The sequence below is a fragment of the Enterococcus mundtii genome (genome assembly GCF_002813755.1).
Taxonomy (GTDB): domain Bacteria; phylum Bacillota; class Bacilli; order Lactobacillales; family Enterococcaceae; genus Enterococcus_B; species Enterococcus_B mundtii.
On record NZ_CP018061.1, the window covers coordinates 1,206,611 to 1,231,546 of the forward strand.

23 protein-coding genes are annotated in these 24,936 nt (G+C 38.5%); 20 read left to right on the forward strand and 3 right to left on the reverse strand.

What is annotated here, in order from left to right:
• Window positions 1-365: 365 nt before the first annotated feature.
• Window positions 366-1,118, reverse strand: coding sequence for a peptidylprolyl isomerase (locus tag EM4838_RS05955; RefSeq protein ID WP_071867812.1), 753 nt, complete (start codon window positions 1,116-1,118; stop codon window positions 366-368).
• Window positions 1,119-1,304: 186 nt separating this feature from the next.
• Here EM4838_RS05955 and EM4838_RS05960 point away from each other — a divergent pair, with 186 nt between their 5' ends.
• The 9 genes from EM4838_RS05960 to EM4838_RS06000 all read left to right on the forward strand — a co-directional run bounded on the left by EM4838_RS05960 (window position 1,305) and on the right by EM4838_RS06000 (window position 11,283).
• Window positions 1,305-2,396, forward strand: coding sequence for a DUF871 domain-containing protein (locus EM4838_RS05960; RefSeq protein WP_071867811.1), 1,092 nt, complete (start codon window positions 1,305-1,307; stop codon window positions 2,394-2,396).
• Between the two features lie 157 nt (window positions 2,397-2,553).
• Window positions 2,554-3,486, forward strand: coding sequence for an alpha/beta hydrolase (locus EM4838_RS05965; protein ID WP_071867810.1), 933 nt, complete (start codon window positions 2,554-2,556; stop codon window positions 3,484-3,486).
• A 251-nt stretch (window positions 3,487-3,737) separates the two neighbouring features.
• Entirely contained in the window at window positions 3,738-5,051 is a 1,314-nt protein-coding gene (gene obgE / locus EM4838_RS05970; protein ID WP_034689254.1) for a GTPase ObgE, read from the forward strand.
• Between the two features lie 264 nt (window positions 5,052-5,315).
• Window positions 5,316-5,903 carry a DUF1269 domain-containing protein gene (locus tag EM4838_RS05975; protein ID WP_071867834.1) on the forward strand — a complete coding sequence of 196 codons (588 nt, stop codon included), beginning with the start codon at window positions 5,316-5,318 and terminating at the stop codon, window positions 5,901-5,903.
• Between the two features lie 151 nt (window positions 5,904-6,054).
• Window positions 6,055-6,996 carry a ribonuclease Z gene (rnz, locus tag EM4838_RS05980; RefSeq protein ID WP_071867809.1) on the forward strand — a complete coding sequence of 314 codons (942 nt, stop codon included), beginning with the start codon at window positions 6,055-6,057 and terminating at the stop codon, window positions 6,994-6,996.
• Window positions 6,993-7,781 carry an SDR family NAD(P)-dependent oxidoreductase gene (locus EM4838_RS05985; RefSeq protein ID WP_071867808.1) on the forward strand — a complete coding sequence of 263 codons (789 nt, stop codon included), beginning with the start codon at window positions 6,993-6,995 and terminating at the stop codon, window positions 7,779-7,781. The genes rnz and EM4838_RS05985 overlap by 4 nt, the downstream gene beginning before the upstream one ends.
• A gap of 9 nt (window positions 7,782-7,790) precedes the next feature.
• Window positions 7,791-8,225, forward strand: a complete 435-nt coding sequence (locus EM4838_RS05990) for a LapA family protein (RefSeq protein ID WP_023519574.1) — start codon at window positions 7,791-7,793, stop codon at window positions 8,223-8,225.
• Between the two features lie 233 nt (window positions 8,226-8,458).
• Window positions 8,459-10,756, forward strand: coding sequence for a single-stranded-DNA-specific exonuclease RecJ (gene recJ / locus EM4838_RS05995; RefSeq protein WP_071867807.1), 2,298 nt, complete (start codon window positions 8,459-8,461; stop codon window positions 10,754-10,756).
• A 14-nt stretch (window positions 10,757-10,770) separates the two neighbouring features.
• Entirely contained in the window at window positions 10,771-11,283 is a 513-nt protein-coding gene (locus EM4838_RS06000) for an adenine phosphoribosyltransferase (RefSeq protein WP_010735573.1), read from the forward strand.
• A 202-nt stretch (window positions 11,284-11,485) separates the two neighbouring features.
• On the opposite strand, the gene EM4838_RS06005 is transcribed toward EM4838_RS06000, so the two are convergent.
• Together EM4838_RS06005 and lexA are read right to left on the reverse strand one after the other, a co-directional pair.
• A complete protein-coding gene (locus EM4838_RS06005) occupies window positions 11,486-11,704 on the reverse strand; it encodes a hypothetical protein (RefSeq protein WP_023519576.1) in 219 nt (72 codons plus the stop codon).
• Window positions 11,705-11,881: 177 nt separating this feature from the next.
• Window positions 11,882-12,505 (reverse strand): transcriptional repressor LexA, encoded by a 624-nt coding sequence (gene lexA, locus EM4838_RS06010; protein WP_010735571.1) that lies wholly within the window; start codon window positions 12,503-12,505, stop codon window positions 11,882-11,884.
• Window positions 12,506-12,656: 151 nt separating this feature from the next.
• On the opposite strand from lexA, the gene EM4838_RS06015 reads away from it, so the two are divergent.
• The 11 genes from EM4838_RS06015 (at window position 12,657) to EM4838_RS06065 (ending at window position 24,759) form a co-directional block, all read left to right on the forward strand.
• Window positions 12,657-12,908 carry a DUF896 family protein gene (locus EM4838_RS06015; protein WP_071867806.1) on the forward strand — a complete coding sequence of 84 codons (252 nt, stop codon included), beginning with the start codon at window positions 12,657-12,659 and terminating at the stop codon, window positions 12,906-12,908.
• 98 nt (window positions 12,909-13,006) lie between these two features.
• Window positions 13,007-15,001 (forward strand): transketolase, encoded by a 1,995-nt coding sequence (tkt, locus tag EM4838_RS06020; RefSeq protein ID WP_100917246.1) that lies wholly within the window; start codon window positions 13,007-13,009, stop codon window positions 14,999-15,001.
• A 257-nt stretch (window positions 15,002-15,258) separates the two neighbouring features.
• Window positions 15,259-16,128 carry a glucosaminidase domain-containing protein gene (locus EM4838_RS06025; protein ID WP_019724201.1) on the forward strand — a complete coding sequence of 290 codons (870 nt, stop codon included), beginning with the start codon at window positions 15,259-15,261 and terminating at the stop codon, window positions 16,126-16,128.
• A gap of 132 nt (window positions 16,129-16,260) precedes the next feature.
• Window positions 16,261-17,187 (forward strand): cysteine synthase A, encoded by a 927-nt coding sequence (gene cysK / locus EM4838_RS06030; protein WP_071867954.1) that lies wholly within the window; start codon window positions 16,261-16,263, stop codon window positions 17,185-17,187.
• A gap of 182 nt (window positions 17,188-17,369) precedes the next feature.
• A complete protein-coding gene (locus EM4838_RS06035) occupies window positions 17,370-17,795 on the forward strand; it encodes a Fur family transcriptional regulator (protein WP_019724202.1) in 426 nt (141 codons plus the stop codon).
• A 373-nt stretch (window positions 17,796-18,168) separates the two neighbouring features.
• Entirely contained in the window at window positions 18,169-19,521 is a 1,353-nt protein-coding gene (locus tag EM4838_RS06040) for an NADH oxidase (RefSeq protein WP_010735565.1), read from the forward strand.
• A gap of 260 nt (window positions 19,522-19,781) precedes the next feature.
• Complete coding sequence (locus EM4838_RS06045) at window positions 19,782-20,072, forward strand: DUF5960 family protein (RefSeq protein ID WP_071867953.1); 291 nt, start codon at window positions 19,782-19,784, stop codon at window positions 20,070-20,072.
• Window positions 20,073-20,305: 233 nt separating this feature from the next.
• Window positions 20,306-21,010, forward strand: coding sequence for a DnaD domain-containing protein (locus tag EM4838_RS06050; protein WP_010735563.1), 705 nt, complete (start codon window positions 20,306-20,308; stop codon window positions 21,008-21,010).
• A 1-nt stretch (window position 21,011) separates the two neighbouring features.
• Window positions 21,012-21,677 (forward strand): endonuclease III, encoded by a 666-nt coding sequence (gene nth, locus EM4838_RS06055; protein WP_071867952.1) that lies wholly within the window; start codon window positions 21,012-21,014, stop codon window positions 21,675-21,677.
• A 470-nt stretch (window positions 21,678-22,147) separates the two neighbouring features.
• On the forward strand, window positions 22,148-22,723 hold the full coding sequence (locus tag EM4838_RS06060) for a hypothetical protein (protein ID WP_071867951.1): 576 nt from the start codon (window positions 22,148-22,150) through the stop codon (window positions 22,721-22,723).
• Between the two features lie 539 nt (window positions 22,724-23,262).
• Window positions 23,263-24,759: a helix-turn-helix domain-containing protein gene (locus EM4838_RS06065; protein ID WP_071867950.1), complete on the forward strand. Its 1,497-nt coding sequence runs from the start codon at window positions 23,263-23,265 to the stop codon at window positions 24,757-24,759.
• Window positions 24,760-24,936 lie beyond the last annotated feature (177 nt).

Below are 24,936 nucleotides of genomic sequence, written 5' to 3' on the forward strand. Positions count from 1 at the left end.
CATCTTCTGAATAGTTTTCTATTCTTGGATGGTCTTTTTTTGTCTATTTAAGACTGTTTTGAAAATGTTAAGTTTTACTAAAGGTGAATATGAAAACAACTATTTTTTAGCGAAAATATAAAAAATAGTTGTAAAGTCCCAGCCATCAAAAGTTTTTAATTAAAAAAAGGGAGTGGGACATTCGTTCACCTCTCCCACCTATAACCGAATAAACGGCGGGAACAAAAAGTAACCTCTTCGAAAATAAGGCGCCATCCACAAAAATTTGAAATACAATTTTCGTGGATGGCGCCTTATTTCTCGAGGCTGAACACTTCTGTCTCCACCTCATTTGATGTTTCAGTAGAAAGTGATCAAATGTGTGTTTATTTTGCTTCCTGTAAGATGTTGATTTTTTCGATCTTCACATCTTCTGTTGGCTTATCTGAGCTATCTGTTTCGACAGCAGCAATCGCATCAACAACGTCCATTCCTTCAACGACTTGACCAAAGACCGTATATTCACCATCTAAACTAGGGTAGCCGCCGTTTTTATAGGCGTCAATAATGGCTTGTGGGTAATCATCTTTCAATAAACCATCATGCATATCATGAGAGTTTTGTACGATGAAGAATTGGCTACCATTACTATTCGGGTCTTGTGTACGAGCCATTGAAAGGGCGCCGCGGATGTTATAAAGTTGGTTTGAGATCTCCGTTTCAAAACCTTCTCCCCAAATACTTTCTCCACCAGTTCCGTTCCCATCAGGATCGCCACCTTGGATCATAAAGTCTTGGATGACACGATGGAAAGTGACGCCATCGTAGTAGCCATCTTTGGCATGAGTCATAAAGTTCTCCACAGCTTTTGGTGCAAGCTCTGGGAATAGTTTGATCTTGATCGTTCCTTTAGTTGTGACCATTTCAACTAGATCTTCGTTATCAGCGACTTCTGTATTCAATTGAGGTAACTCTAAAGAATTTAAATCAATACTTTCTACAGTGCTAGTCTCTGTTGTTTTTTCTGTTGATTCTTTCGTGCTTGAAGAGGCGGTATCTGAACCGTTCGACGTACAACCAGCTGCAAATAATAGCGTTGCAGCCATACTCATAGTTAAAAATAATTTTTTGTGTTTCATAAGTAATTCCTTTCTTTTTTTGTTCGTTGTTATCTTTAATGATAGCAAATTATCAGATAAATACCTACACTTTTTCGAACAATAAGCGAAATTATTTAATAAATAGTAAAAGGTGTAGACCATTTGAAAGCGGTTTGTTATAATGTAAGTGGATACAAAAACGCACATCCAGGAGGGTATCAACACATGGGAAAATTAGGAATTTCAATTTATCCAGAACGTTCAACGTTTGAAAAGGACAAAGAATATTTAGATTTAGCACATAAATACGGATTTAAACGTGTATTCACAAGTTTATTACAAATTGCAGACGATAAAGAAAAAGTCTTAGCAGACTTTAAAAAAGTCGTCGATTATGCCAATCAATTAGAGATGGAAGTCATGGTGGATATCAATCCAGCGTTATTTGAACAGTTAGAGATCTCATATGATGATCTATCGTTCTTCGATGAGATGGGCGCCGACGGCATTCGTTTGGACATTGGATTTACTGGAGCAGAAGAAGCAAAAATGACTCGGAATCCATACAATATCAAAATCGAGATCAACATGAGTTCAGGCACGAATTATGTTGACAATATCATGAGTTATTCGCCGAACACAGATAACTTACTAGGTTCACATAACTTTTACCCTCATCGTTATTCTGGTTTAGGCTATGATCATTTTGTCGCTTGTTCGGAGAAATTCCGCAAATATAATTTGAATACGATGGCATTCGTAAATTCACAAACAGCTGACTTTGGCCCATGGCCGACGCAAGACGGACTTTGCTCATTAGAAGACCATCGTGATCTTGAAATCGCGACGCAAGTCAAACACTTGATGTTGACAGGTTTGATCGATGATATCTCTGTAGGAAATGCTTATGCGAGTGAAGAGGAATTACGTGCAATGTCTGAAGCTTTCTTTGCAAGCTATCCTACATTAAAAGTTGATGTAGCAGAAGATATCACAGAAGATGAACGTATTTGTCTATTCGATAATCTTCATAGTTATCGTGGAGATCGCTCAGAGTATATCTTGCGTTCAACGATGACACGCATCTATTACAAAGACAAACCATTCCCAGCGCATAATACGAAAGATATGACCCGTGGGGATGTATTGATCGATAACGTTGGTTACGGACAATATAAAGGTGAAACACAAATTGCTTTAAAAGAAATGAAGAATGATGGACGAGTGAATGTCGTCGGACGTATCTCAGACGATGAGTTATTCTTACTTGATTTCTTGAAACCATGGTCAAACTTCAAGTTGATCGAAAGTAAATAATTGTGTAATTATAAATATTGAAAAGCCCCGTAAAGCGATCAGAGCTTTACGGGGCTTTTCAATGACGATTATTATTTATTCTAGATTGCATCACACGTCCTCTTTGTTTATACTAATTTTAGACAGTACATCAATGTAAAAGCAAGGAAGGTATAAGATGAAACTTTGGATCAAAATTTTAATCGGCGTGACATTACTCGTGACAGTCGTATTAGTCTTTGCGGGTAATTATTTTTATAACTATGCCGTTGTTCCTTCAGAAAAAGACTTTTTAGAAGGCGATACTCCTGGCACAACAAAAACAAATGAAGAATCGAGTGCACAATCTTGGTTTGCGAATCCTGAAAATCGTAAAGAATGGCAACAGACATCTGCGGATGGATTGAAGTTATCAGCCATTTATCTACCAGCAACAGACAGTCATAAAACAGCGATCGTGGCTCATGGATATATGGGAAATGCGGAAACGATGGCAAATTACGCAAAGATGTTCCATGATCTTGGCTATAACGTATTAGTCCCTGATGCCCGCGGCCACGGAAAAAGCGAAGGGGATTATATCGGCTTTGGCTGGCACGAACGGAAAGATTATGTGAAATGGATCGATCAAGTGCTTGAAACAAACGGTCAATCTGAAGAAATCGTTTTATACGGTATTAGTATGGGGGCAGCTACTGTGATGATGACTAGCGGAGAACCATTGCCTACAAATGTTAAAGCGATCATCGAAGATTGTGGCTATTCCTCTGTTAACGAAGAATTGGCTTATCAGCTTAATGAATTATTTAGCTTACCACCGTTCCCATTGATCCAAGTAACTAGCTTGATGACAAAAATCAGAGCCGGCTATTTCTTTGGAGAAGCTGATGCAATCAAACAATTAGAAAAAAACCAATTACCGATGCTGTTTATCCATGGGGATGCGGATACATTTGTTCCTTACGAAATGTTGGACAAAGTCTACCAAGCGACGAACGGACCAAAAGAAAAATATATCGTCCCAGGAGCAGAGCATGCCAAAGCATATTCGATCGATCCTGAGAATTATCAAAAGACTGTAAGTAGTTTCCTAGAAAAATATGTAAAATAACTGTTGTGACCAAAGTGTTTCTTAAAGAACTTTAAGAACTTTCTTGAAACTTTTGGTCACAACGTTTTATTTTGTCTCCATTCGTTCTTGCAGTAAAATAAAGAAAGAGCCACGAATTTCCGTGAAACTTTCAGTTTAATGATGGACAAACGGGCCATTCACCGATAAAATAGACAGGACTTGTGTTTATTGTGGAAATTCAGGTAGTCAGTATAGTTAGAATAGATAAAAGGAAATAGGAGGACGATAATATGTCCATGTTTTTAGATCAAGTAACAATCGACGTGAAGGCTGGTAAAGGCGGAGACGGGATGGTTGCGTTTCGTAGAGAAAAATATGTACCTGATGGAGGACCGGCTGGTGGTGATGGCGGTCAAGGAGGCGATGTGATCTTAGTCGTTGATGAAGGCTTACGTACGTTGATGGACTTCCGTTTCAATCGTCACTTTAAGGCTCAGCCCGGTGAAAATGGCATGAGTAAGGGAATGCATGGACGTGGTTCTGATGATACGTATGTCAAAGTCCCTCAAGGAACAACTGTACGTGATGCAGAAACAGGGGCACTCTTAGGAGATTTGATTGAAGATGGCCAGACTTTAGTAGTAGCAAAAGGTGGCCGCGGCGGTCGCGGAAATATCCGTTTTGCTTCTCCAAGAAACCCTGCGCCGGAAATCGCTGAAAACGGCGAACCTGGTCAAGAACGTAAAATCGAATTAGAATTAAAAGTACTAGCAGACGTAGGTCTTGTTGGGTTTCCATCGGTTGGAAAATCGACTTTGCTTTCTGTGATCTCTTCGGCAAGACCAAAAATCGGTGCGTATCACTTTACTACCCTTGTGCCAAATCTAGGAATGGTCACTACAAGTGACGGACGTAGTTTTGCGGCGGCGGATCTTCCAGGACTGATCGAAGGAGCTTCACAAGGCGTCGGATTAGGCACACAATTTTTGCGTCATATCGAGCGAACTCGTGTCATTTTGCATGTGATCGATATGAGTGGAATGGAAGGGCGCGATCCTTACGAAGATTACTTGGCGATCAACCATGAGTTGTCTTCTCATAACTTGCGCTTGCTAGAACGTCCACAGATCATTGTAGCAAATAAGATGGATATGCCAGATGCAGAAGAAAATCTAGTGAAATTCAAAGAACAACTAAATAAAAACAAAGAAGATGAATTTGCCGATGACATCCCAGTATTCCCGATTTCTGGCGTGACTCGTAAAGGACTGGATGCCTTACTGAATGCGACAGCTGATCTATTGGAAGTAACACCAGAATTCCCATTGTATGAGGAAGAGATCGAAGAAGAAACCGTTCATTATGGCTTCAATCCAGAAGGTCCTGAATTTACGATCGATCGTGAACCAGATGCGACATGGGTATTGTCAGGTGAGAAGATCGAGAAGTTATTCCAAATGACTAACTTTGACCACGATGAAACGGTGATGCGTTTTGCTCGCCAATTACGTGGGATGGGTGTCGATGAAGCCTTGCGTGCCAGAGGTGCAAAAGATGGTGACTTGGTGCGTATTGGTGAGTTTGAGTTTGAATTTGTCGAATAGTATTGGATACACCACATATTTAGGTGACTAGAGAGCCGTTCAGTTCCAAGTAGTAAGGCAAAATTTAAGAAAATAATCGTTCATTTTTTTTGGTTTTGACTTACTCTCTTAGGAGCAAGCTTTCGTAGAACCTTTAGCGGATTTGAGGAGTTGACGAATGTCAAACTCCTTTTTTTGTATACTGCGTTATTTTTTAAAGGTTTTCCCTTTTATTTTTGTTTATTCCAAGGTACACTAAAAGAAAATGAGAAAGAGGCGATCTCCATGAGCAAACGAGTGATCATATTGAATTTTGAGTTAGAAAGTCAAGCTTACCAAGCATTTTCCGAAATCAAGAAGCTTCACATGACGAGAGCGATCAAAGGCGAACAAATGGCGGTCATCAGCCATCAGTCTAATGGCGCCCATCAATTCAAAATCGAAGACTTCTTAGATTTTACTGGGAACAATAAATCCTCTAAAGGTGGTCTGATCGGAATGCTAGTTGGCGTTTTAGGTGGCCCATTAGGGATCTTGCTAGGATGGTTTGCGGGTGGAATGATTGGTGCGAGCCAAGATGCCAAAGAAATCAAAGATGCACAAACGGTGTTTGATTTTGTCGGGAATAAGATCGGCGAAGGCGCAACAGGTCTGATCTTGATCGCAGAAGAAGAGGACAACCGCCCATTGAACCAACTTGTGATGATGGAATTAGGTGGAGAAATCACTCGATTGGATTATGAAGAAGTAGAACAAGATGTTCAAGATGCTACTGAGGTAGAAAAACATGCAAAAGAAACAGCGCAGAAAAATTGGGATGAAAAGCACAAAAAACCAACCGATAGCTCAGAGGATGCTACACCTTCTGAATAACGATAAAAAGAATGGATGTAAGAATAGTGGTGCTTATTCACTCTTTTCATTTATAGGGACAGTCTTCTAAAAATTATCCTGCGAATTTCAGTTGATTGTCGACTGATTTTACCCTAGAATTAATAAGAATGAATAGAAAGTTAGGTAAATTATGGAACTAGAATTTTTAGGTACAGGCGCAGGGGTTCCTGCTAAACATCGAAATGTCTCAAGTATCGCATTGAAACTTTTGGACGAGCGAAATGAGGTTTGGTTGTTTGATTGTGGGGAAGGCACGCAAATGCAGATTCTACGAACAAATATCCGTCCAAGAAAAATAGAAAAAATATTTATCACTCATCTTCATGGGGATCATATTTTTGGTTTGCCAGGTTTAATCAGTAGTCGCTCTTTTCAGGGTGGCGAAACACCATTAGAAATCTATGGCCCTAAAGGAACGGAAGCATTTGTACGCAATGCGCTGACGATTTCTCAAACAAAACTAGGTTATCCCCTTGTTTTTATTGATTTATCAGAAGATCAAGCTATTTTTGAAGACGCACACTTTTCTGTGTATGCAAAAAAATTAAGCCATGGTATCGATAGCTACGGATATCGGATCGTTGAGCATGATCACAAAGGCGAATTACAAGTGGATAAGCTTAAAGAACTGAATATTCCAGCTGGCCCCATTTATGGAAAACTAAAAAAAGGGGAGACGGTCCAATTAGATAACGGACAGCTCATCAATGGACGTGATTTTGTCGGTCCAGATAAAAAAGGCCGAATCGTGACCATTTTAGGAGACACTCGAAAAACGACCAATTCTGTTATATTAGCAAAAAATGCAGATGTCTTGGTGCATGAAAGTACGTTCAATAAAAACGAGGCAAGAATGGCCCATAACTATTTCCATTCGACGACTCATCAAGCCGCAGAAGTGGCGAAAGAAGCAAATGTCCAAAGATTATTACTGACCCATATCAGTGCGAGATATCTAGGAAAAGCAACACAAGAACTTGAACAAGAAGCACAAGAAATCTTTCCAAATACAAAAGTCATGAAAGATTTTGAGGTTGTGGACGTTCCGTTTCAAGAGGAGGAAAAAAGTTGAATTTAGAAAATAAAGTCGTATTAGTCACTGGTGGCTCTGGTGGTTTAGGTGAACAGATCTGTTATGAAGCAGCAAAACAAGGGGCAATCGTTGTAACATGTGCGAGAAGAATCCAACAAATCGGCGAAGTGAAGGCGGTTTGTCAAGAATTAAGTGGAAAACCAGCATACGCGTATCAACTAGATGTTAGTAATCCTGACAGTGTAGATGAATTGTACGACAAGGTGATGACTGAGGTCGGACGTGTCGATATCTTAGTCAATAATGCTGGATTTGGTATCTTTGAGGATTTCTTATCCTTTGACTTAGGAAAAGCCTACGATATGTTCGAGGTCAATGTCTTGGGGATGATGGTATTGACACAAAAATTTGCAATCGATATGGCAGAAAGACGTCAAGGACATATCATCAATGTGGCATCCATGGCAGGAAAAATGGCGACAGCTAAATCTACGATTTATTCTGCTACTAAATTTGCTGTTCTGGGCTTTTCCAATGCGTTACGTTTAGAGTTGAAACCACTAGGTGTTGCGGTCACGACGGTGAATCCTGGACCAATCGAAACGGAATTTTTTGATAAGGCTGATCCAAGTGGTAGTTATTTGGAAAAAGTCGGTCACTTAGTTTTGGATTCAACTAAATTAGCACAAACGATCGTGCGAGCGATGAAACACCCTAAACGTGAGATCAATCAGCCGGTATTGCTAGAAATCGCGTCTAAATTTTATGCACTTTTCCCAACCATTGGGGATTATTTTGCAGGTGGAATTTTTAATAAAAAGTAGGTGAAGTAAATGAAAAAGCAAGGTAGTGTGATCGTTGGTTTTTTACTTGTACTTGTCATTGTCGTGTTCGCTGTGTTGAACAATCAAAATGTTCCTGTAAGCTTTGGATTTGCTTCTTTTAATGCGCCATTGATTCTAGTGATCATTGGTTCAGCATTGATTGGTGCATTGATTGTATTTTTAACAGCCTTTACGACACTGTGGCAACAGAAGAAACAATTGAAACAACTAACAAAAGAATTAGCAGAGAACCAAGCAGATATCCAAAAGAAAATCGAAGAGGCGACAGAAGAACAACAAAGACAATTTCGTAATGAACGTGCGGAACTTGAAGCGGCCTATCAAGCAGAATTACAAGCAAAGCAAATACAGATCGAACAAATGCAAACACCTTCTGAATCACCTTCTCAAACACCAAAGCAAAGTGTCAATTACTTTGATTGATCAAGGATCACTGTTGATTTTCTAAAAGCAAATAGAAGAAAGTGATAGAAATCACTATCTCAGAAATTATTAGAGGATGTTTTATCCAATTTCTAGCAGGCAACCAAAGTGGGCAAACGAATCTGTTTTGTCTACTTTGGTTTCTTTTAGTTGGATTTGTCAGAATCTATTCTTCTGAAATTCTTTTTTTTAGAGAAGACGTTTGCTATAATGACTAAGTTAGGGGTGAGCATGTGAGACGAGCAAATTTTGATTGGAAGGTCAATGAAACAACACCTTCTGAATCTTTTATCCAAATAATCAAACAGCAGCAATTGTCTCCTTTGATCGGGCAATTACTGTGGCAAAGAGGATACCGAGAGGAAGAAAGTATCCATCAGTTTTTACATCCAAAAGAACAAAAACTCTATGATCCTTATTTGATGTTTGACATGGACAAGGCAATCAGCCGTATCCAAGAAGCGGTGATCAACGGCGAGCAGATCTTAGTTTATGGAGATTACGATGCAGATGGTATCACCAGTGCGACCGTCATGAAAGAAACGTTAGAGTTGCTAGGTGCTCAAGTTGAAGTCTTTTTACCTAATCGATTTGAACATGGGTATGGACCTAATCTAACCGTTTATCAAGAGAAAATAGCTGCAGGTACCCAATTGATCGTGACTGTCGATAATGGTGTAGCTGGGCATGAAGCAATTGCTTATGCACAACAGCAGGGAGTAGATGTGATCGTGACAGATCATCATGAGTTGCCTAGTGAATTACCGGCGGCTTATGCAATCATCCATCCCCGCCATCCACAAGGCAATTATCCTTTTGGAGAATTAGCGGGTGTCGGTGTCGCATTTAAAGTAGCGACCGCTTTGTTGGAAGAACCACCAGCAGAATTTTTAGATTTAGTCGCAATTGGAACAATCGCTGACCTTGTCTCTATGACTGATGAGAATCGGACGCTAGTGGCGTTAGGCTTAGAGGCAATTCGTCATACCGAGCGAGTAGGCTTACAGGCACTGTTTGCGAAAAGTAGTGTACGTGCGAATGAAGCGGATGAAACGATGATCGGTTTTTCGATTGCCCCGCGTTTGAATGCCATCGGCCGGATGGGAGACCCTAATCCAGCGGTTGAATTACTAGCCACATTCGACGAAAGTCAAGCTCAGACATTAGCCGAGCAGTTACAAACGGTCAATGAAGAACGTAAAGCGATCGTTGAGCAAATCACCTCAGAAGCATTGGCGATGATCAATGACGAGAACCAGATCCATTTGTTAGTACATCCAGGCTGGCATGAAGGCGTACTAGGGATCGTCGCTGGAAAAATCATGAACCAAACAGGTAAACCGACAATCGTTCTAGACATCAAAGACCAGACCATTGCAAAAGGATCAGGTCGAAGTATCGAAGCGTTGAATCTTTTCGATATGCTGAATGAGATGCGTGAATTGTTTACATTTTTTGGCGGCCATCACGCAGCAGTCGGATTAACAATGCCAACGGAGAATATCCCTCAGTTACAAGACCGGATGAATGCCTATATAGAAGAAAAGAAAATTGACTTGTCCAAAGGTCCTGTGTTGGCGATCGATGAAATCGTCTCCCCAAAGGATGTAACGGTCGAACAAATCGCTGCATTGAAATTACTGGCACCATTCGGAACAGATAATCCTGTACCTAACTTCTTATTCAAACAGGTTGCTGTCCAAAATGTAAAACGAATCGGTTCGAACCAACAGCACTTGAAGCTTTCTTTAGTGGATGATGATAGTCAATTAGATGCTGTCGCGTTTGGTTTTGGTCCACAAGAAAACGAATTTGTAGATGATTCACTTGATATTGTCGGACAATTATCGATCAATGAATGGAATGGGCGTAAAAAACCGCAGCTGATGGTTTCTGACTTTGCAGTAGAAGGATTGCAAGTATTTGATTGGCGGGCGAAACGTTACCGAACATTAGCAAATGAAATCGAAAGTCCGTTCTATTTAGCGTTTGATGAAGCATCGATCAAAGAACTAAATGAGTCGATACAAAAACACATCATTCTTGGGACAGATAAAGAAATGATTCAATCATGGATTCAGGAAAATGACCCAAAAGCATTAGTAGTGATCGATTGTCCAACGAATCTGACCGACTTGAAAGAGATCTTATCTTTTGGGGCATTTAGTCGAGTTTACTTCTTAGGTATTTCTGTTGATGAAGCATACTTGAACGGTGTAGGAACAAGAGAACAATATGCACGACTCTTCAAATTGATCCATGCGCAAGAACGGATCGATATCCGACATAAATTAGGTGCAATGGCCAACTATTTAAAAATCCCACAAAAATTATTAATTTTTATGATACAGGTGTTTTTTGAGTTGAAGTTTGTTACAATAAACAATGGTGTTTTGGAGAAAGTCGCAGATCCGGCGAGTCATCCTTTGACTGCAAGTGACCGCTATCAGAAGCGATTGAAAAAAATCAAATCAGAGGAATTCTTACTATTAAGTGACATTCCCACAATAAAAAAATGGTTAACAACCTAGGAGGAAACAATAAAGTGGATTTAAAAAATTATATTGCTAGTATTCCTGACTATCCGTCAAAAGGAATTATATTTAGAGATATCTCGCCATTGATGGCTGATGGAGATGCTTATCGGGAAGCAACGAAGCAAATCGTTGATTATGCGAAGGAAAAACGTATCGATATGGTCGTTGGACCAGAAGCGCGCGGATTTATCGTAGGTTGTCCAGTAGCTTATGAATTAGGTGTGGGCTTTGCTCCTGTTCGTAAGAAAGGAAAATTACCTCGTGAAACGATCGAAGTCACTTACGGACTTGAATACGGTACAGATACCTTGACGCTGCACAAAGATGCAATTCAACCAGGACAAAGAGTCTTGATCTGTGATGACTTATTAGCAACAGGTGGAACGATCAAAGCAACAATCGAATTGATCGAAGAACTTGGCGGAGTTGTTGTTGGTTGTGCCTTTTTGATCGAGTTGATGGACTTGCATGGTCGTGACAAAATCGAAGGCTACGACATGATTACTTTGATGGAGTATTAATCAAATAAAATATTGAACAGAACCCCCCCTTCCACAAACGGATGAACCGTTTGCGGAAGGGGGGGTTCGTTGGATGAGTAGCCTCAATTTATTGATGGAACAAATGAGTGCAAGGGTAGGTAGTCAGTTTGTCGTTAAAAAAGCAAACGAGCGATCATCGTTTGCTTGGACGGATTTTTCATAGAAGCGATCTTATTTACTTTTACGAGTGCCTGGAGCTGTAATAGGTTTCGTGATAGAAGGAGTCTTCATGGGATTGACGACGTTGTGATTGACGGTATTTTTTTTCATCCCACAACATAAACCACAATGTAAACAAAGGAACAAAAACCAACAGCGCTGTACGTAGACCAAAATTACCAATAATAATACCTAAAAACAAAACGATCAATACTAAACCAAAACGTCTCATTGATTTCATGATTTTCACCTCTTTATAGAATGCGAACAAAAGTTCGTATCATTAGTATACGAACTTTTGTTCGGTTTGTAAAGAGGGAAGTTCAAAAAGAACAAAGATATCTGCTAAAAGAGGAAAAGACGAGCTTGAGATCATGATCTCAAGCTCGTAAATAAATAACTAAATTTTCTTTTCTTATCAATAAATATGACTACGGTACAGACCAACGACTCGACCTAAGATCGACACCTCATCTAAAATGATCGGTTCCAGTAAATCATTCTCGGGTTGCAAACGGAAATGATCTCTTTCTTTATAGAACCGTTTGCAAGTTGCTTCGTCTTCTGCAGTCATCGCAATAACGATATCACCATTTTGTGCAGTTTCTTGTTTGCGGACAATGACATTATCGCCATCCAATATCCCAGCATTGATCATACTTTCTCCTCGGATCGTCAACATGAACAGACTACCTTCTTCTGATGAAAGGTTTGGTGGTACTGGAAAGAAGTCAGAAGCTTCCTCAACAGCTAGTATCGGCTCTCCGGCAGTAACAACTCCGAGAACAGGAATCGTTGTTGGGCGAATCCCGATTTTTGATAATCCTTGTTGCGTCAATTCGATGGCACGTGGTTTCGTAGGGTCTCTTTGAATAAAGCCTTTTTTCTCTAATCGGGCAAGATGACCATGGACTGTCGATGTTGAAGAAAGCTGAACAGCTTCTCCGATCTCACGGACAGTCGGTGGATAGCCTTTTTGGGTCACTTGTTCGTGAATATATCGTAAGACTTCGATTTGTCTTGTTTCAGTTTGTCGGGCCACAAGGTACACCTTCTTTCACTTGATAACTAAATAGTACCATAGAAAATACTTGATTTCAAACAAATGTTCGCATTAAAGACTATTGATGTAGTTGTTTTTTTTTCATTTTTTATATAAGATGTAGGAGAAGCAAAAGCGAGGAGGAATAGTTGTGTTATCGCCTGAAAAAATCGAACGTATCAATCAGTTAGCTAAAAAGAAAAAAGCAGAAGGATTGACACCAGCTGAAGTCAAAGAGCAAAAGGAATTACGAGAAGCATATCTGACAGCCTTTCGTTCTGGCATGAGACATCATATTGAAGGGATGAAAGTTGTTGATCCCGATGGAAATGATGTCACACCAGAAAAATTGAAAGAAATCCAGAAGAAAAAAGGCCTCCACGACCGAAATAGCAAGTTTTAGTAAAAAAAACTAAAAGTCGTTGCTTTTTTAGAGGAGATACTATAAAATTAGAAGTAGAAATATAGGTAAAAAAAACCTAAATTACAGGAGGGGTTACATTGTTTGATAAAATTGATCAGCTTGGTGTGAATACGATCCGTACATTGAGTGTCGATGCAGTACAAAAAGCAAATTCAGGACATCCGGGGTTACCAATGGGTGCCGCGCCAATGGCTTATGCCCTTTGGACGAAACACTTGAAAGTGAATCCGAAAACTTCTAAAAACTGGGCAGACCGTGACCGTTTTGTCTTATCTGCGGGACATGGTTCAGCGATGTTGTACAGCTTGTTGCACTTAGCAGGGTACCAAGTGACGATTGATGACTTGAAACAATTCCGTCAATGGGATTCAAAAACACCGGGACACCCTGAGGTCAACCATACGGACGGCGTCGAAGCAACGACTGGTCCTTTAGGTCAAGGGATCGCGATGGCTGTGGGGATGGCAATGGCAGAAGCGCATCTAGCAGCGACCTACAACAAAGACCAATTCAACGTCGTTGACCATTATACCTATGCGTTATGTGGCGATGGCGACTTGATGGAAGGCGTGTCTCAAGAAGCAAGTTCGATGGCTGGTCATATGAAATTAGGGAAATTGATCGTTTTATACGATTCAAACGATATTTCTTTAGACGGACCAACCTCAAAAGCCTTCACTGAAAATGTTGGCGTACGCTATGAAGCTTACGGTTGGCAACATCTCTTGGTAAAAGACGGCAATGATTTAGAAGCCATCTCAAAAGCAATTGAAGAAGCGAAAGCCGAAACAGACAAACCGACATTGATCGAAGTGAAAACGGTCATCGGATTTGGTGCACCAAACCAAGGAACTTCTGCGGTCCACGGCGCACCACTTGGCTTAGAAGGCATTCAAAAAGCCAAAGAGATCTATGGTTGGGAATACCCTGACTTTACCGTACCAGAAGAAGTGGCGGAACGCTTCCGTCAAACGATGGTTGAAGAAGGCGAAAAAGCTGAAAATGCTTGGCGTGAGATGTTCGCAGCATACAAAGCAGCGTATCCAGAATTAGCGCAACAATTCGAAGATGCCTTTGCTGGAAAATTACCAGAGAATTGGGATGCAGAGCTTCCAACATACGACGAAGGTGAAAGCCAAGCCAGTCGTGTCTCAAGTAAAGAGATGATCCAAGCATTATCAAAAGCGATCCCAAGTTTCTGGGGTGGTTCTGCCGATCTATCCGGATCAAACAATACGATGGTCACAGCAGACAAAGACTTCACGCCTGAACACTATGAAGGCCGCAACATTTGGTTTGGTGTTCGTGAGTTTGCGATGGCATCAGCGATGAACGGGATCCAATTGCATGGCGGTACCCGGATCTATGGGGGAACATTCTTTGTCTTTGTGGATTACTTGCGACCAGCTGTGCGTTTAGCAGCGATCCAAAACACGCCAGTCATTTATGTCTTGACCCATGACTCTGTAGCAGTTGGTGAAGATGGCCCGACGCATGAGCCAGTGGAACAATTGGCTTCGGTTAGAAGTATGCCAGGTGTCCATGTCTTACGTCCGGCGGACGGGAACGAAACTCGTGCGGCATGGAAAGTAGCGATGGAATCTACAGATACACCAACGATCTTAGTCTTGAGTCGTCAAAATCTACCAGTTCTTCCAACAACGAAAGAAGTGGCGGATGATATGGTTAAAAAAGGTGCCTATGTCTTGTCTCCAGCTAAAGGGGAACAACCAGAAGGAATCTTGATCGCGACAGGTTCAGAAGTGGATCTAGCTGTTAAAGCGCAAAAAGTATTGGCGGAACAAGGAAAAGATGTTTCAGTGGTTTCTATGCCAAGTTTTGATTTATTTGAACAACAATCCGCGGAATATCAAGAAAGCGTCTTGCCAAAAGCAGTGACGAAGCGTGTTGCGATTGAAGCAGCTTCACCATTCGGTTGGGAACGTTATGTGGGTATCGAAGGTCAAACGATCACAATTGATCACTTTGGCGCATCTGCTCCTGGAAACAAAATACTTGAAGAATTTGGTTTTACAGTAGATAATGTAGTCAACGTCTTCAATCAATTATAGACAAATACTGAAAGCAGTTCGATTGGAGTGCTTGGAGATTTTTTCCAAGCCTCCAATTTTCTATTTTTTTAGGTACAAATTAGTAAAAAGGGATAATTGTCGTTACTTTTGTGTTACTTTTTGATTACGTGAAGATTACAAAAAGTAAATGATTGAAGATTCGTTTGAGTTTCAATAAAATAAAACGTATAATTTAAATGATTAAGTTTCGTTTAAGAGGAAGTTTTATTTACTGTTTCATTTGAGGAGGAATTTGAATGCAAGAGCTGAGAACCCGTAGCGCTCGACACCATAGGCCCAAAAGGAAAATGACCATCAATAAAAAAGCCATTGCACCTTTAGTGGGGACAAGCCTATTAGTTGGGCCAATGTTGGTCACAGCAACACCACAAACTGTACGTGCGGATGAGTTAGATGTCGCATCTTCTGCCGATCCGCAAGCATTTATCAATCAAATCGGATGGGCTGCTTCTGAAGTTGCAGCAAGCAATGATTTATATGCGTCTGTCATGATTGCACAAGCATTACTTGAAAGTGCGTATGGTACATCTGGATTATCAAGTGCACCATATTACAACTTATTTGGAGTCAAAGGTAGCGCAGGTCAATCTGTGGTATATATGAATACGCAAGAATATTTGAATGGTCAATGGGTAACGATGAACGAACCTTTCCGTCGCTATTCATCTTATTGGGAGTCATTCCAAGATCATGCGAATGTTTTACGTTCTACTAGTTTTTCGACAGGCGATTATCATTATTCAGGTGTATGGAAAAGTAATACTACCAGCTACTATGATGCAACAGCTTATTTAACTGGACGTTATGCAACAGATCCTAATTACGCATACAAATTAAATGAATTGATCAGCACATATAATCTGACTCGCTTTGATACACCATCAACTGGTTCAACAACAACTAGTACGACAAGTACCACAACGACTAGTACGACAACCTCTACAACGACTACGACAAGTAGTAACCAAACTTATACTGTCGTCTCTGGCGATACACTTTGGGATATTGCTCAAAAATTCGGTATGTCCGTCGATGATCTGATGGCAAAAAATGGCATGACGATGTCAAATTATTCATTATTGGTTGGACAAGAAATCAATGTCTAACTTTATATCAACTTAAAAAAGAGGCATATCAAAAGATGTGTCTCTTTTTTTTACTTCTCCAGTAAGAATCACTCGCAGAAGTACCTTTTTTGTATTATGATTAATAGAGAAGCAAATGAAGGGGGAAAAAACATGACACAGATTTATCAATCGATCACAGAATTGATCGGTAAAACACCTATCGTTCGATTAAATAAAATGGTTCCAGAAGGAGCTGCGGATGTTTTTGTTAAGTTGGAATTCTTCAATCCAGGTGGAAGCGTGAAAGACCGTATTGCCTTGAATATGATTGAAAAAGCAGAACATGATGGGCTATTGAAACCGGGTGATACAATCATTGAACCTACTTCAGGAAACACTGGTATTGGTTTAGCGATGGTCGGTGTAGCAAAAGGATATCATGTGAAACTTGTCATGCCTGAAACGATGAGTATCGAGCGTCGCTTATTGATGAAGGGTTACGGAGCAGAACTAATTTTGACTCCAGGGACAGAAGGCATCAGTGGTTCAATCAAAGAAGCAAAACGTCTAGCGGAAGAAAATGGCTATTTCTTACCTCTGCAATTTGAAAACCCTGCTAATCCATTAGTTCATGAAAAAACGACTGGGCCAGAAATCCAAGCGGCGTTTGGTGTGAATGGGTTGGATGCGTTTGTCGCAGGAATCGGTACTGGTGGAACAATCACCGGTGCGGGACACGAATTAAAACGGATCAATCCAGCGCTTAAGATCGTTGGAGTTGAACCAGCCGAATCTGCCGTTTTAGAAGGCAAAGAACCTGGGCCACACAAAATCCAAGGTATCGGAACAGGTTTTGTCCCGGATACGTTAGATACGAATGTCTATGATCAAGTCTTATCAGTATCTAGTGAGCAAGCAATGATCACAGCTCGCCGTATGGGGCAAGAAGAAGGAATCTTAGTTGGTGTTTCAGGAGGAGCCGCAGTTGAAGCTGCGCTTAATGTAGCTAAAGAACTAGGGGCTGGAAAAAAAGTTCTTGCGATTATTCCTGATAATGGAGAACGTTATTTGTCTACTCCTTTGTATCAGGATATGTAAGTCTACGTGAAAATCTGAATAAAAAGTGTGAAATAATGGTGAAACATCCGTTATTTTACACTTTTTTTGTATAAAATAGGCAAAATTATAAAATTCTTTTCTTTTTCTTTCCATAATATGTAGATTTAAAAAAATAAAAATAGTATGATAATAAAAGAACAATAAGGTGGGGTTTTGTTTATATGGAAAATAAAAAAGTAGAAGCGGCGATCGAGCAGCTGAAAAAAGAAAATATTCGGATTACGCCGCAAAGATACGCAGTTTTAGAGTATCTGATTGAGCATCGTTCACATCCAACGGCAGATGAAATCTACAAGGCGCTTGAGCATCGCTTTCCTAATATGAGTGTTGCTACAGTTTACAATAATTTACGATTGTTCACATCGATCGGGTTTGTTCAAGAAATGAAATATGGTGATGCATCAAGCCGATTTGATTTTAGTTCACAAAGACATTATCATGTGATTTGCCAAAATTGCGAGACGATCGTCGATTTTCATTATCCTGGGCTAGAAGATATTGAAATGGCGGCGGGGCGCTTAACTGATTTTGAAATCCATGATCATCGTTTAGAATTATATGGGCTATGTCCGAATTGCAAAAAATAAATCGTGCGAACATCTGAAACATCGATAAGGTCAAATGACTTTGTTGATGTTTTTTTGTCTTTCATTTGTGACGTGTAGAAAAACAAGGAATACCTACTCCTGTGAAACTAAGAGGAAAACACACTAACAATTTTAAGAAAGGTGAAAATATTTATGCAATTTTTTATGCGATTTCGTATTCATTCACAAGCACAGAGGTGTTAGTTTAAAAATTCACAAAAAGAACGTTTATTTATCAGTGTTTCAAATCGAAAATGCGCAAAATATGATAAGTAAGACCTTGTGAATTCACAAGCATAAAACTGTTGGATACGTTTTAATTTTGCTATAGTAAAAATTGTCAAAGGACAAATCGTTTATCGGAGGGACACACATGAAAGTAGTAGTAATCGGCTGTACCCATGCAGGAACAGCAGCAGTAAAAAGCATCTTAAAAAACAACCCAGAAGCAGATGTTACAGTTTATGAACGTAACGACAATGTTTCATTTTTATCTTGTGGGATCGCATTGTATGTTGGAGGCGTCGTGAAAGACCCAGCAGGCTTGTTCTATTCAAACCCTGAAGAGTTAGCTTCGTTAGGTGCGAAAGTGAAAATGGAACATGATGTCACTGATGTTGACACAGAAAACAAACAAGTCACAGCGAAAGATTTAAAAACTGGCGAAACTGAAACAGTTTCTTATGACAAATTAGTAATGACTACTGGTTCATGGCCAATCATCCCGCCAATCAAAGGGATCGAATCTGAAAATATTCTTTTATGTAAAAACTATAACCAAGCAAACGAAATCATTGCTAAAGCAGAAGAAGCGAAGAAAGTAGTGATCGTTGGTGGTGGTTATATTGGGATCGAATTAGTCGAAGCGTTTGTCGAGTCTGGCAAAGAAGTGACATTGATCGATGGTTTAGATCGTATCTTGAACAAATATCTTGATAAACCATTTACGGATGTGTTAGAAAAAGAATTGGTTGATCGTGGAGTTACTTTAGCTTTAGGTGAAAACGTTTCTGAGTTCATTCCAGATGAGAATGGTAAAGTAAAACAAGTAACTACAGCTAGCCAAACATTTGATGCGGATATGGTTATTTTGTGTGTTGGTTTCAGACCAAATACAAAATTAGTAGAAGGTAAAGTAGAAACATTGCCAAATGGCGCAATCAAAGTAAATGAGTACATGCAAACAAGCAATCCAGATATTTTTGCAGCGGGCGATTCAGCAGTTGTCAATTATAACCCAAGTGGTACGCAAAACTACATTCCTTTAGCAACAAATGCGGTCCGTCAAGGATTGTTAGTAGGAAACAATTTAACAGAGCAAAAAATGGCTTACCGTGGAACACAAGGAACTTCTGGTTTGTACTTATTTGGTTGGACAATCGGTTCAACAGGTGTGACAACAGAAAGTGCCCCAATGAATAACTTGGATGTCCAAGCAACACTATTCGAAGATAACTATCGTCCAGAATTCATGCCAACGACTGAAAAAGTCATGATGGAACTAGTATATGAAAAAGGAACAAATCGTATCGTAGGTGCACAATTCATGTCTAAATACGACATCACTCAATCTGCTAATACGATGTCATTAGCGGTTCAAAATAAAATGACTGTTGAAGACTTAGCTCTTTCAGACTTCTTCTTCCAACCTCATTTTGACCGTCCTTGGAACTACTTGAATCTTCTTGCACAAGCAGCTCTAGGAGAAATCGAGACAGCTCAATAATTTGTCAAAGTGTCATAGAAGAACCATCTGGAAGCAATATTGTTTCCAGACGGTTCTTTTTTTTGGAACTCAACCGGCTATTTAAAGGTCAAAATTTTTTATTGACACTTTTTGTTTTATTTCTCACGAGACAGGAATGGTTTGTTGCAGACTTCACCAGTTGCAATTAGTTGTTTTCCTTTGTTTTTTTTGTCAAAATAATAGATGTAATTAATTTCCAACAAAGCAGATGTAGTGAGTTGGACTAGAGGAGGATCATTATGGAAAAAGAATATTTTGTACAGCAGGATAATTTTATTGAAGATTACAAAAAGGTGACAGGCAGTGAAACGATCGATATTGATTCTTTAGCAGAAGAAGTGATCAATCAATTAAACGAAACCCAAGCAGAAGAATTCGTTTTATCTGGTGATGAAACAAAAGATGGTGAGGATCATCAATTCCCATTTAGTCGACGGATCTATACCGATGAAAATGATGGAACATTGAATACAGAGTATACGTATGAAGGACAACCATACGAGCTACGAACGGATGACGAGGTACAATAATAAACGTTCTATCGATCGTGCGCGTCATTCTCTAAGCTGCTTGTAAAGATATGAGACCTTTTTATAGAGGAGAGCATATCCTAGTACAAGCAGCATTTTCTTCTGATGTACATATATTCCGAAAAGTGAAATGCAATATAAAAATCACTAAAACATTTTAAAAAAATTCAAATAATCCTTTCTTGCTTCAAATCTTGTTTTTACGTATACTAATTTTAAAGAGAGGGATAATAATGTTGAATTTAGAAAACTATTTAAAAGCTGGTCAAACGATCGTTTCCAATCTTTTGCTTAAAAATTATCATCGTATTGGCTTACAAGCAGATGAATTTTTATTTATATTACAGTTGCATATGGCGCAATCAGAAGGTGATTCATTCCCGGATCTGATGAATATTTCCCAGAATATGGGTGTCAAGCAAGAAAAAGTTTTTCAAATTTTGAATCGATTGGTCAGTGGTCATTTCATAGCGATCGAAACGACACTTATCGATGGACGTAAAGCGGATCGCTATGATTTGACACCAACGTATGTGCATTTAGAAAGATTATTAGAAAAAGACTCTCTAAAGCAAGAAGAAGAAGTCCAAGAAAAAACGACACGTTCAGTCTATCAATTATTTGAACAAGAGTTTGGACGTCCCTTATCCTCTATTGAATTCCAACGGATCGGACAGTGGTTGGAAGAGGATCATTATCATCCTGAGATTTTGAAACTAGCTTTACGGGAGGCTGTATTGAACCAAGCGTATAGTTTCAATTATATCGACCGTATCTTATTATCTTGGGAACGGAAAAATTTAAAAACCAAACAGCAAGTAGAAGAAGATCAAAAACGCAGAAAGCAGCAACTGCTTCAAAAAGAAATCGATCAGCCAGCCCAACAAGAAGAGCTGCCAAAAGTATCATTAAAGAATTGGCTGGAAGAATGGGAGTAATATGTTAGGTAAACAACGTACAATGGAAGCTTTTGAGAAAATGTATGAGATGTTTCCAGAAGCGCATGGAGAATTACAACATAAAAATCCTTATGAATTATTGATTGCAGTCATTTTAAGCGCACAAGCGACAGATGTTTCGGTCAACAAGGCAACACCTGCTCTATTTGAAGCTTTTCCAACTCCTGAGGCGTTAGCTAAAGCCCCACTAGAAGAGATCATTCCTAAGATAAAAACAATTGGATTGTATCGAAATAAAGCCAAAAACATCAAAGCATGTGCGCAACAGCTGCTTGATCAGTTTGGAGGACAGGTTCCTCAAACAAGAGAAGAGCTTGTTTCACTACCTGGTGTAGGTAGAAAAACAGCGAATGTCGTGCTTGGAGATGCGTTTGGAGTACCAGCTATAGCAGTCGATACTCACGTAGAACGTGTGACAAAACGATTGAGGATCTGCAAATTGGATGCTTCAGTACAAGAGGTTGAACAAACATTGATGAAAAAGGTACCAGAAGATCTATGGGTAAAAACGCATCATACATTGATTTTCTTTGGGCGGTATCATTGTACTGCTAGAAGCCCACGTTGTGAAGTATGTCCTTTACTGGATATGTGCCAAGATGGGAAAATGCGAATGAAAAATCCTGCAAACAAACACTTAAAATAAGAAAGAAGAGGTCATGACAGAAGTGTTTAGCCTCGATCAATAAGGCACCATCCACGAAAATTGTTCGTCCAATTTTTGTGGATGGTGCCTTATTTCTGAATTAGTTACTTTTATTCTTGCCATTTATTCGATTTTTGAATATGTGAGCGGAGGAAAATCCCACTTTTTTTGTAAAAAACAAATATTGAGAAAAACAAATGAGAGTAAAAGAATAAATAATTGTTTATAACATTACAAGCAAATTTGCTGAATGATACAAACGAGAATTATTTCGACGAAATAAATAATAAAACATTATTAGGATGATAAAATAAATCAGTTATTTTATTATGATGTTTTTATAAAATAAGTATATTAGAATCAGGAAATTATAACACGTTTAATTTATTTATTTTATTTTAAGTATGTTATATTTTTAGTTTTAAATAAAAGAGTTTTCTGTTAGAATTTAATTATAGAGGAGGAATTATATGATTAAAAAAACATTACTTTTATCAACTTTAGTTTTAACAATGGCTGGATGCGCTACATCTGCCCAAGGAGAAGATACAACTAGTACAACAAATGAGTCACAGAAGGAAACACCGGTCATTACCCTTTCGGATGTAGAAGAAGCACAACAAGAATGGGCAGAGAATATTATTGCGATTGGTGAAGCTAGTTTGGAAAGTGACGAAAAAGCCGAAGAAAAAGCGCTTGAGACACTGGAAAATCTATATGCTTACGATGACGGTCAAGTGCTCTTCAAACCAACGAAAGCTGCGGAAGTACCATTTCGTGGAACAAAAGATGAAGCACTATCTTATTTTGTTGGTGGGGACATCGCAGAAGATGGTGGATTTGCCTTAGAGCCTTGGACAGATATCCGCTTTGATAATCACGACACGATCTTGAACGGTGATACAGCGATTTCTTCAGGTGTCTATTATTTTACTTCTGGGGAAACCAACGAAGAAGTCAAAGTTGAATACACATTTGGTTATATCATGGATGAGGATGGCGACTTAAAAATTCAGTTACATCACTCAAGTGTGCCATTCGGATAAGAAAAGATGTATGGTTAAATCAACAAAATGACTGACTATCCTGCTTGATCTTTTAACACTTCCACCATGTAAGATTGATACATAATGTAGGATAGTCAAACGAATCATCGCAATAAATTATCAGCACTAACTGAAATGATTTTAAGCAATATTTGTAAAGCAACTGGAGGATCAAACGAGGCAACTCGTTGGTTCTTCAGTTTTTTTGCTAGGTATCGCATGCAAATAAATCAATAAATTTCTCTTAAATTTATTGGAATAAAATAAATTCAAGAATATAATTATTGGAATTTTATGCAGAAATATTCTAATATTAAATTGTACTTGTTTTTTTATAATAGTTATTTTAGGTTATCGCTTAAAAGCGAACGAAGGTTTACACCGTTCTCATGTCAAATAATTACTATAAATCAACAAGTATCTTTTATTTTCTGAATAGTAAGAATATTTTTGCTATTTAAAAATGACAAGGAAAGATTGAGGTGATGTTATACTATTTGAATTTTACATTTCAACTATAGATTGAGGAGAAAATAAATATGCTGCCAGATAAATTAATATTATTATTCATTACAAAAACACAATTTTTACAAATGAAGGTATTAAAAGAAATGAAACATGGAGCAGTCTCAATAAAAAAGCTGGAAGATGAAATGGATCTAACAAAAAGACAAGCAAGAAAGATACTTCAAAATTTGATGAGAGAATATGAAGAAATCGGATTCTCAAAAAAAACGCACACCTCTTTGATTCTAGATAAAGATGAATTGCGTTGTATGCCACAACTAACCGATACGGAATATCTCGAATTGATCAATATTTTCCAAGAAAGATATTTTGCAGAATCAAATTTATATCAGACATTGTTATATGTGTTGGAAAAAAGGAAATTCAGTGTTTCAGATATTGCAAAATATCTAATCTATAGTGAGTCACATGTATACAAACTTTTAGGAAAGTTGAAAGAATTGTTTCAATTATTAAAAATCGATATTCGATTGATGAAGATCAATGAAACATTGATTGAATTAACAGGTAGTGAATCTACTATACGTATGTTGCATTATCTGGGGATTGCTGTCATTTCAAAAGGAAACTATTGGCTGTTCAAAACGATTACTCAAGAAGAAGTGATCGATTTCCGGTTGTCAATCAACTTTGATCATTACGAAAATTTATCTCCGCTTGGGAAAAAGCGTATCAACTATTTATTAGCGGTCTGTTTGATATCATTGAAAAACGGGTACCAAATCCATGATCTACCCTCAGAACTCGTAGAGCTAGGAGAAACAGTCTATAAGGAGGAGATGGATGCGTGTTTAGAAAAGCTGACTGTCAAAAAGATGATAGATGGAACAAATTCACGAAATGAATGTATCCATTTCGCCTTTCTATCCAACTATTTTGCACAAGATTTAAATAAGAAAGAAGAAAAAGAAGAACTGGGGAGAAAGCTAGGGGAGCTAAAGAAGAATTCGATCGTCACCAAATGTAAAAAATTACTTATGTGCATGATTGATTACTTTCATATACCAGAAACGATTTTTTATCAATTACTCTATTATTTGACAAACAAATTAGTCACTATCCATCATTTGGAATTATATAAATTTATGCCTATATACCATGATGCACTACCAACAAATCGTTATGGGTCCTATATAGAGCGTTGCATCGATAAAAACTTAAAATCTTACCAAAATGAGCCTTCTTACAATCACATCAAAAATAGTTTTGTGCAAGTCATCTTAGGAAGCTTGGTCTCCAACAGTCTTAAATCTGAACATAAAGTTTATGTGGAATTTTTTAACCTTCCAGAATCTAAAAATATAGTCGAAAATGTTATTACACATTACTACAATAATAAACGAATAAAAATCGTAGAATCGTATCATCATGCTGATATCGTTATTTCGGATACCCATGGATACGAAGATAAAGATTTATTTTATTTTAAGCATATCTCAGATAAGGATTCATGGACGAGGTTGGGATCGTATTTTAATAAAGTCATCGTAAATACGTACAAATTTTGACAACCGATTGACTAAATAACATAATCAGATACAATGAATCGAAGTTATTTGCCAAATCTGTTTATCATCTCTTGGTTTAAATGAACAATAACTGAATAATAGTTTTGTTTTTCACAAGATATAAATATTTATATATAAGTGTTTATTTGTATATAATACACTATATTGTGATTAATT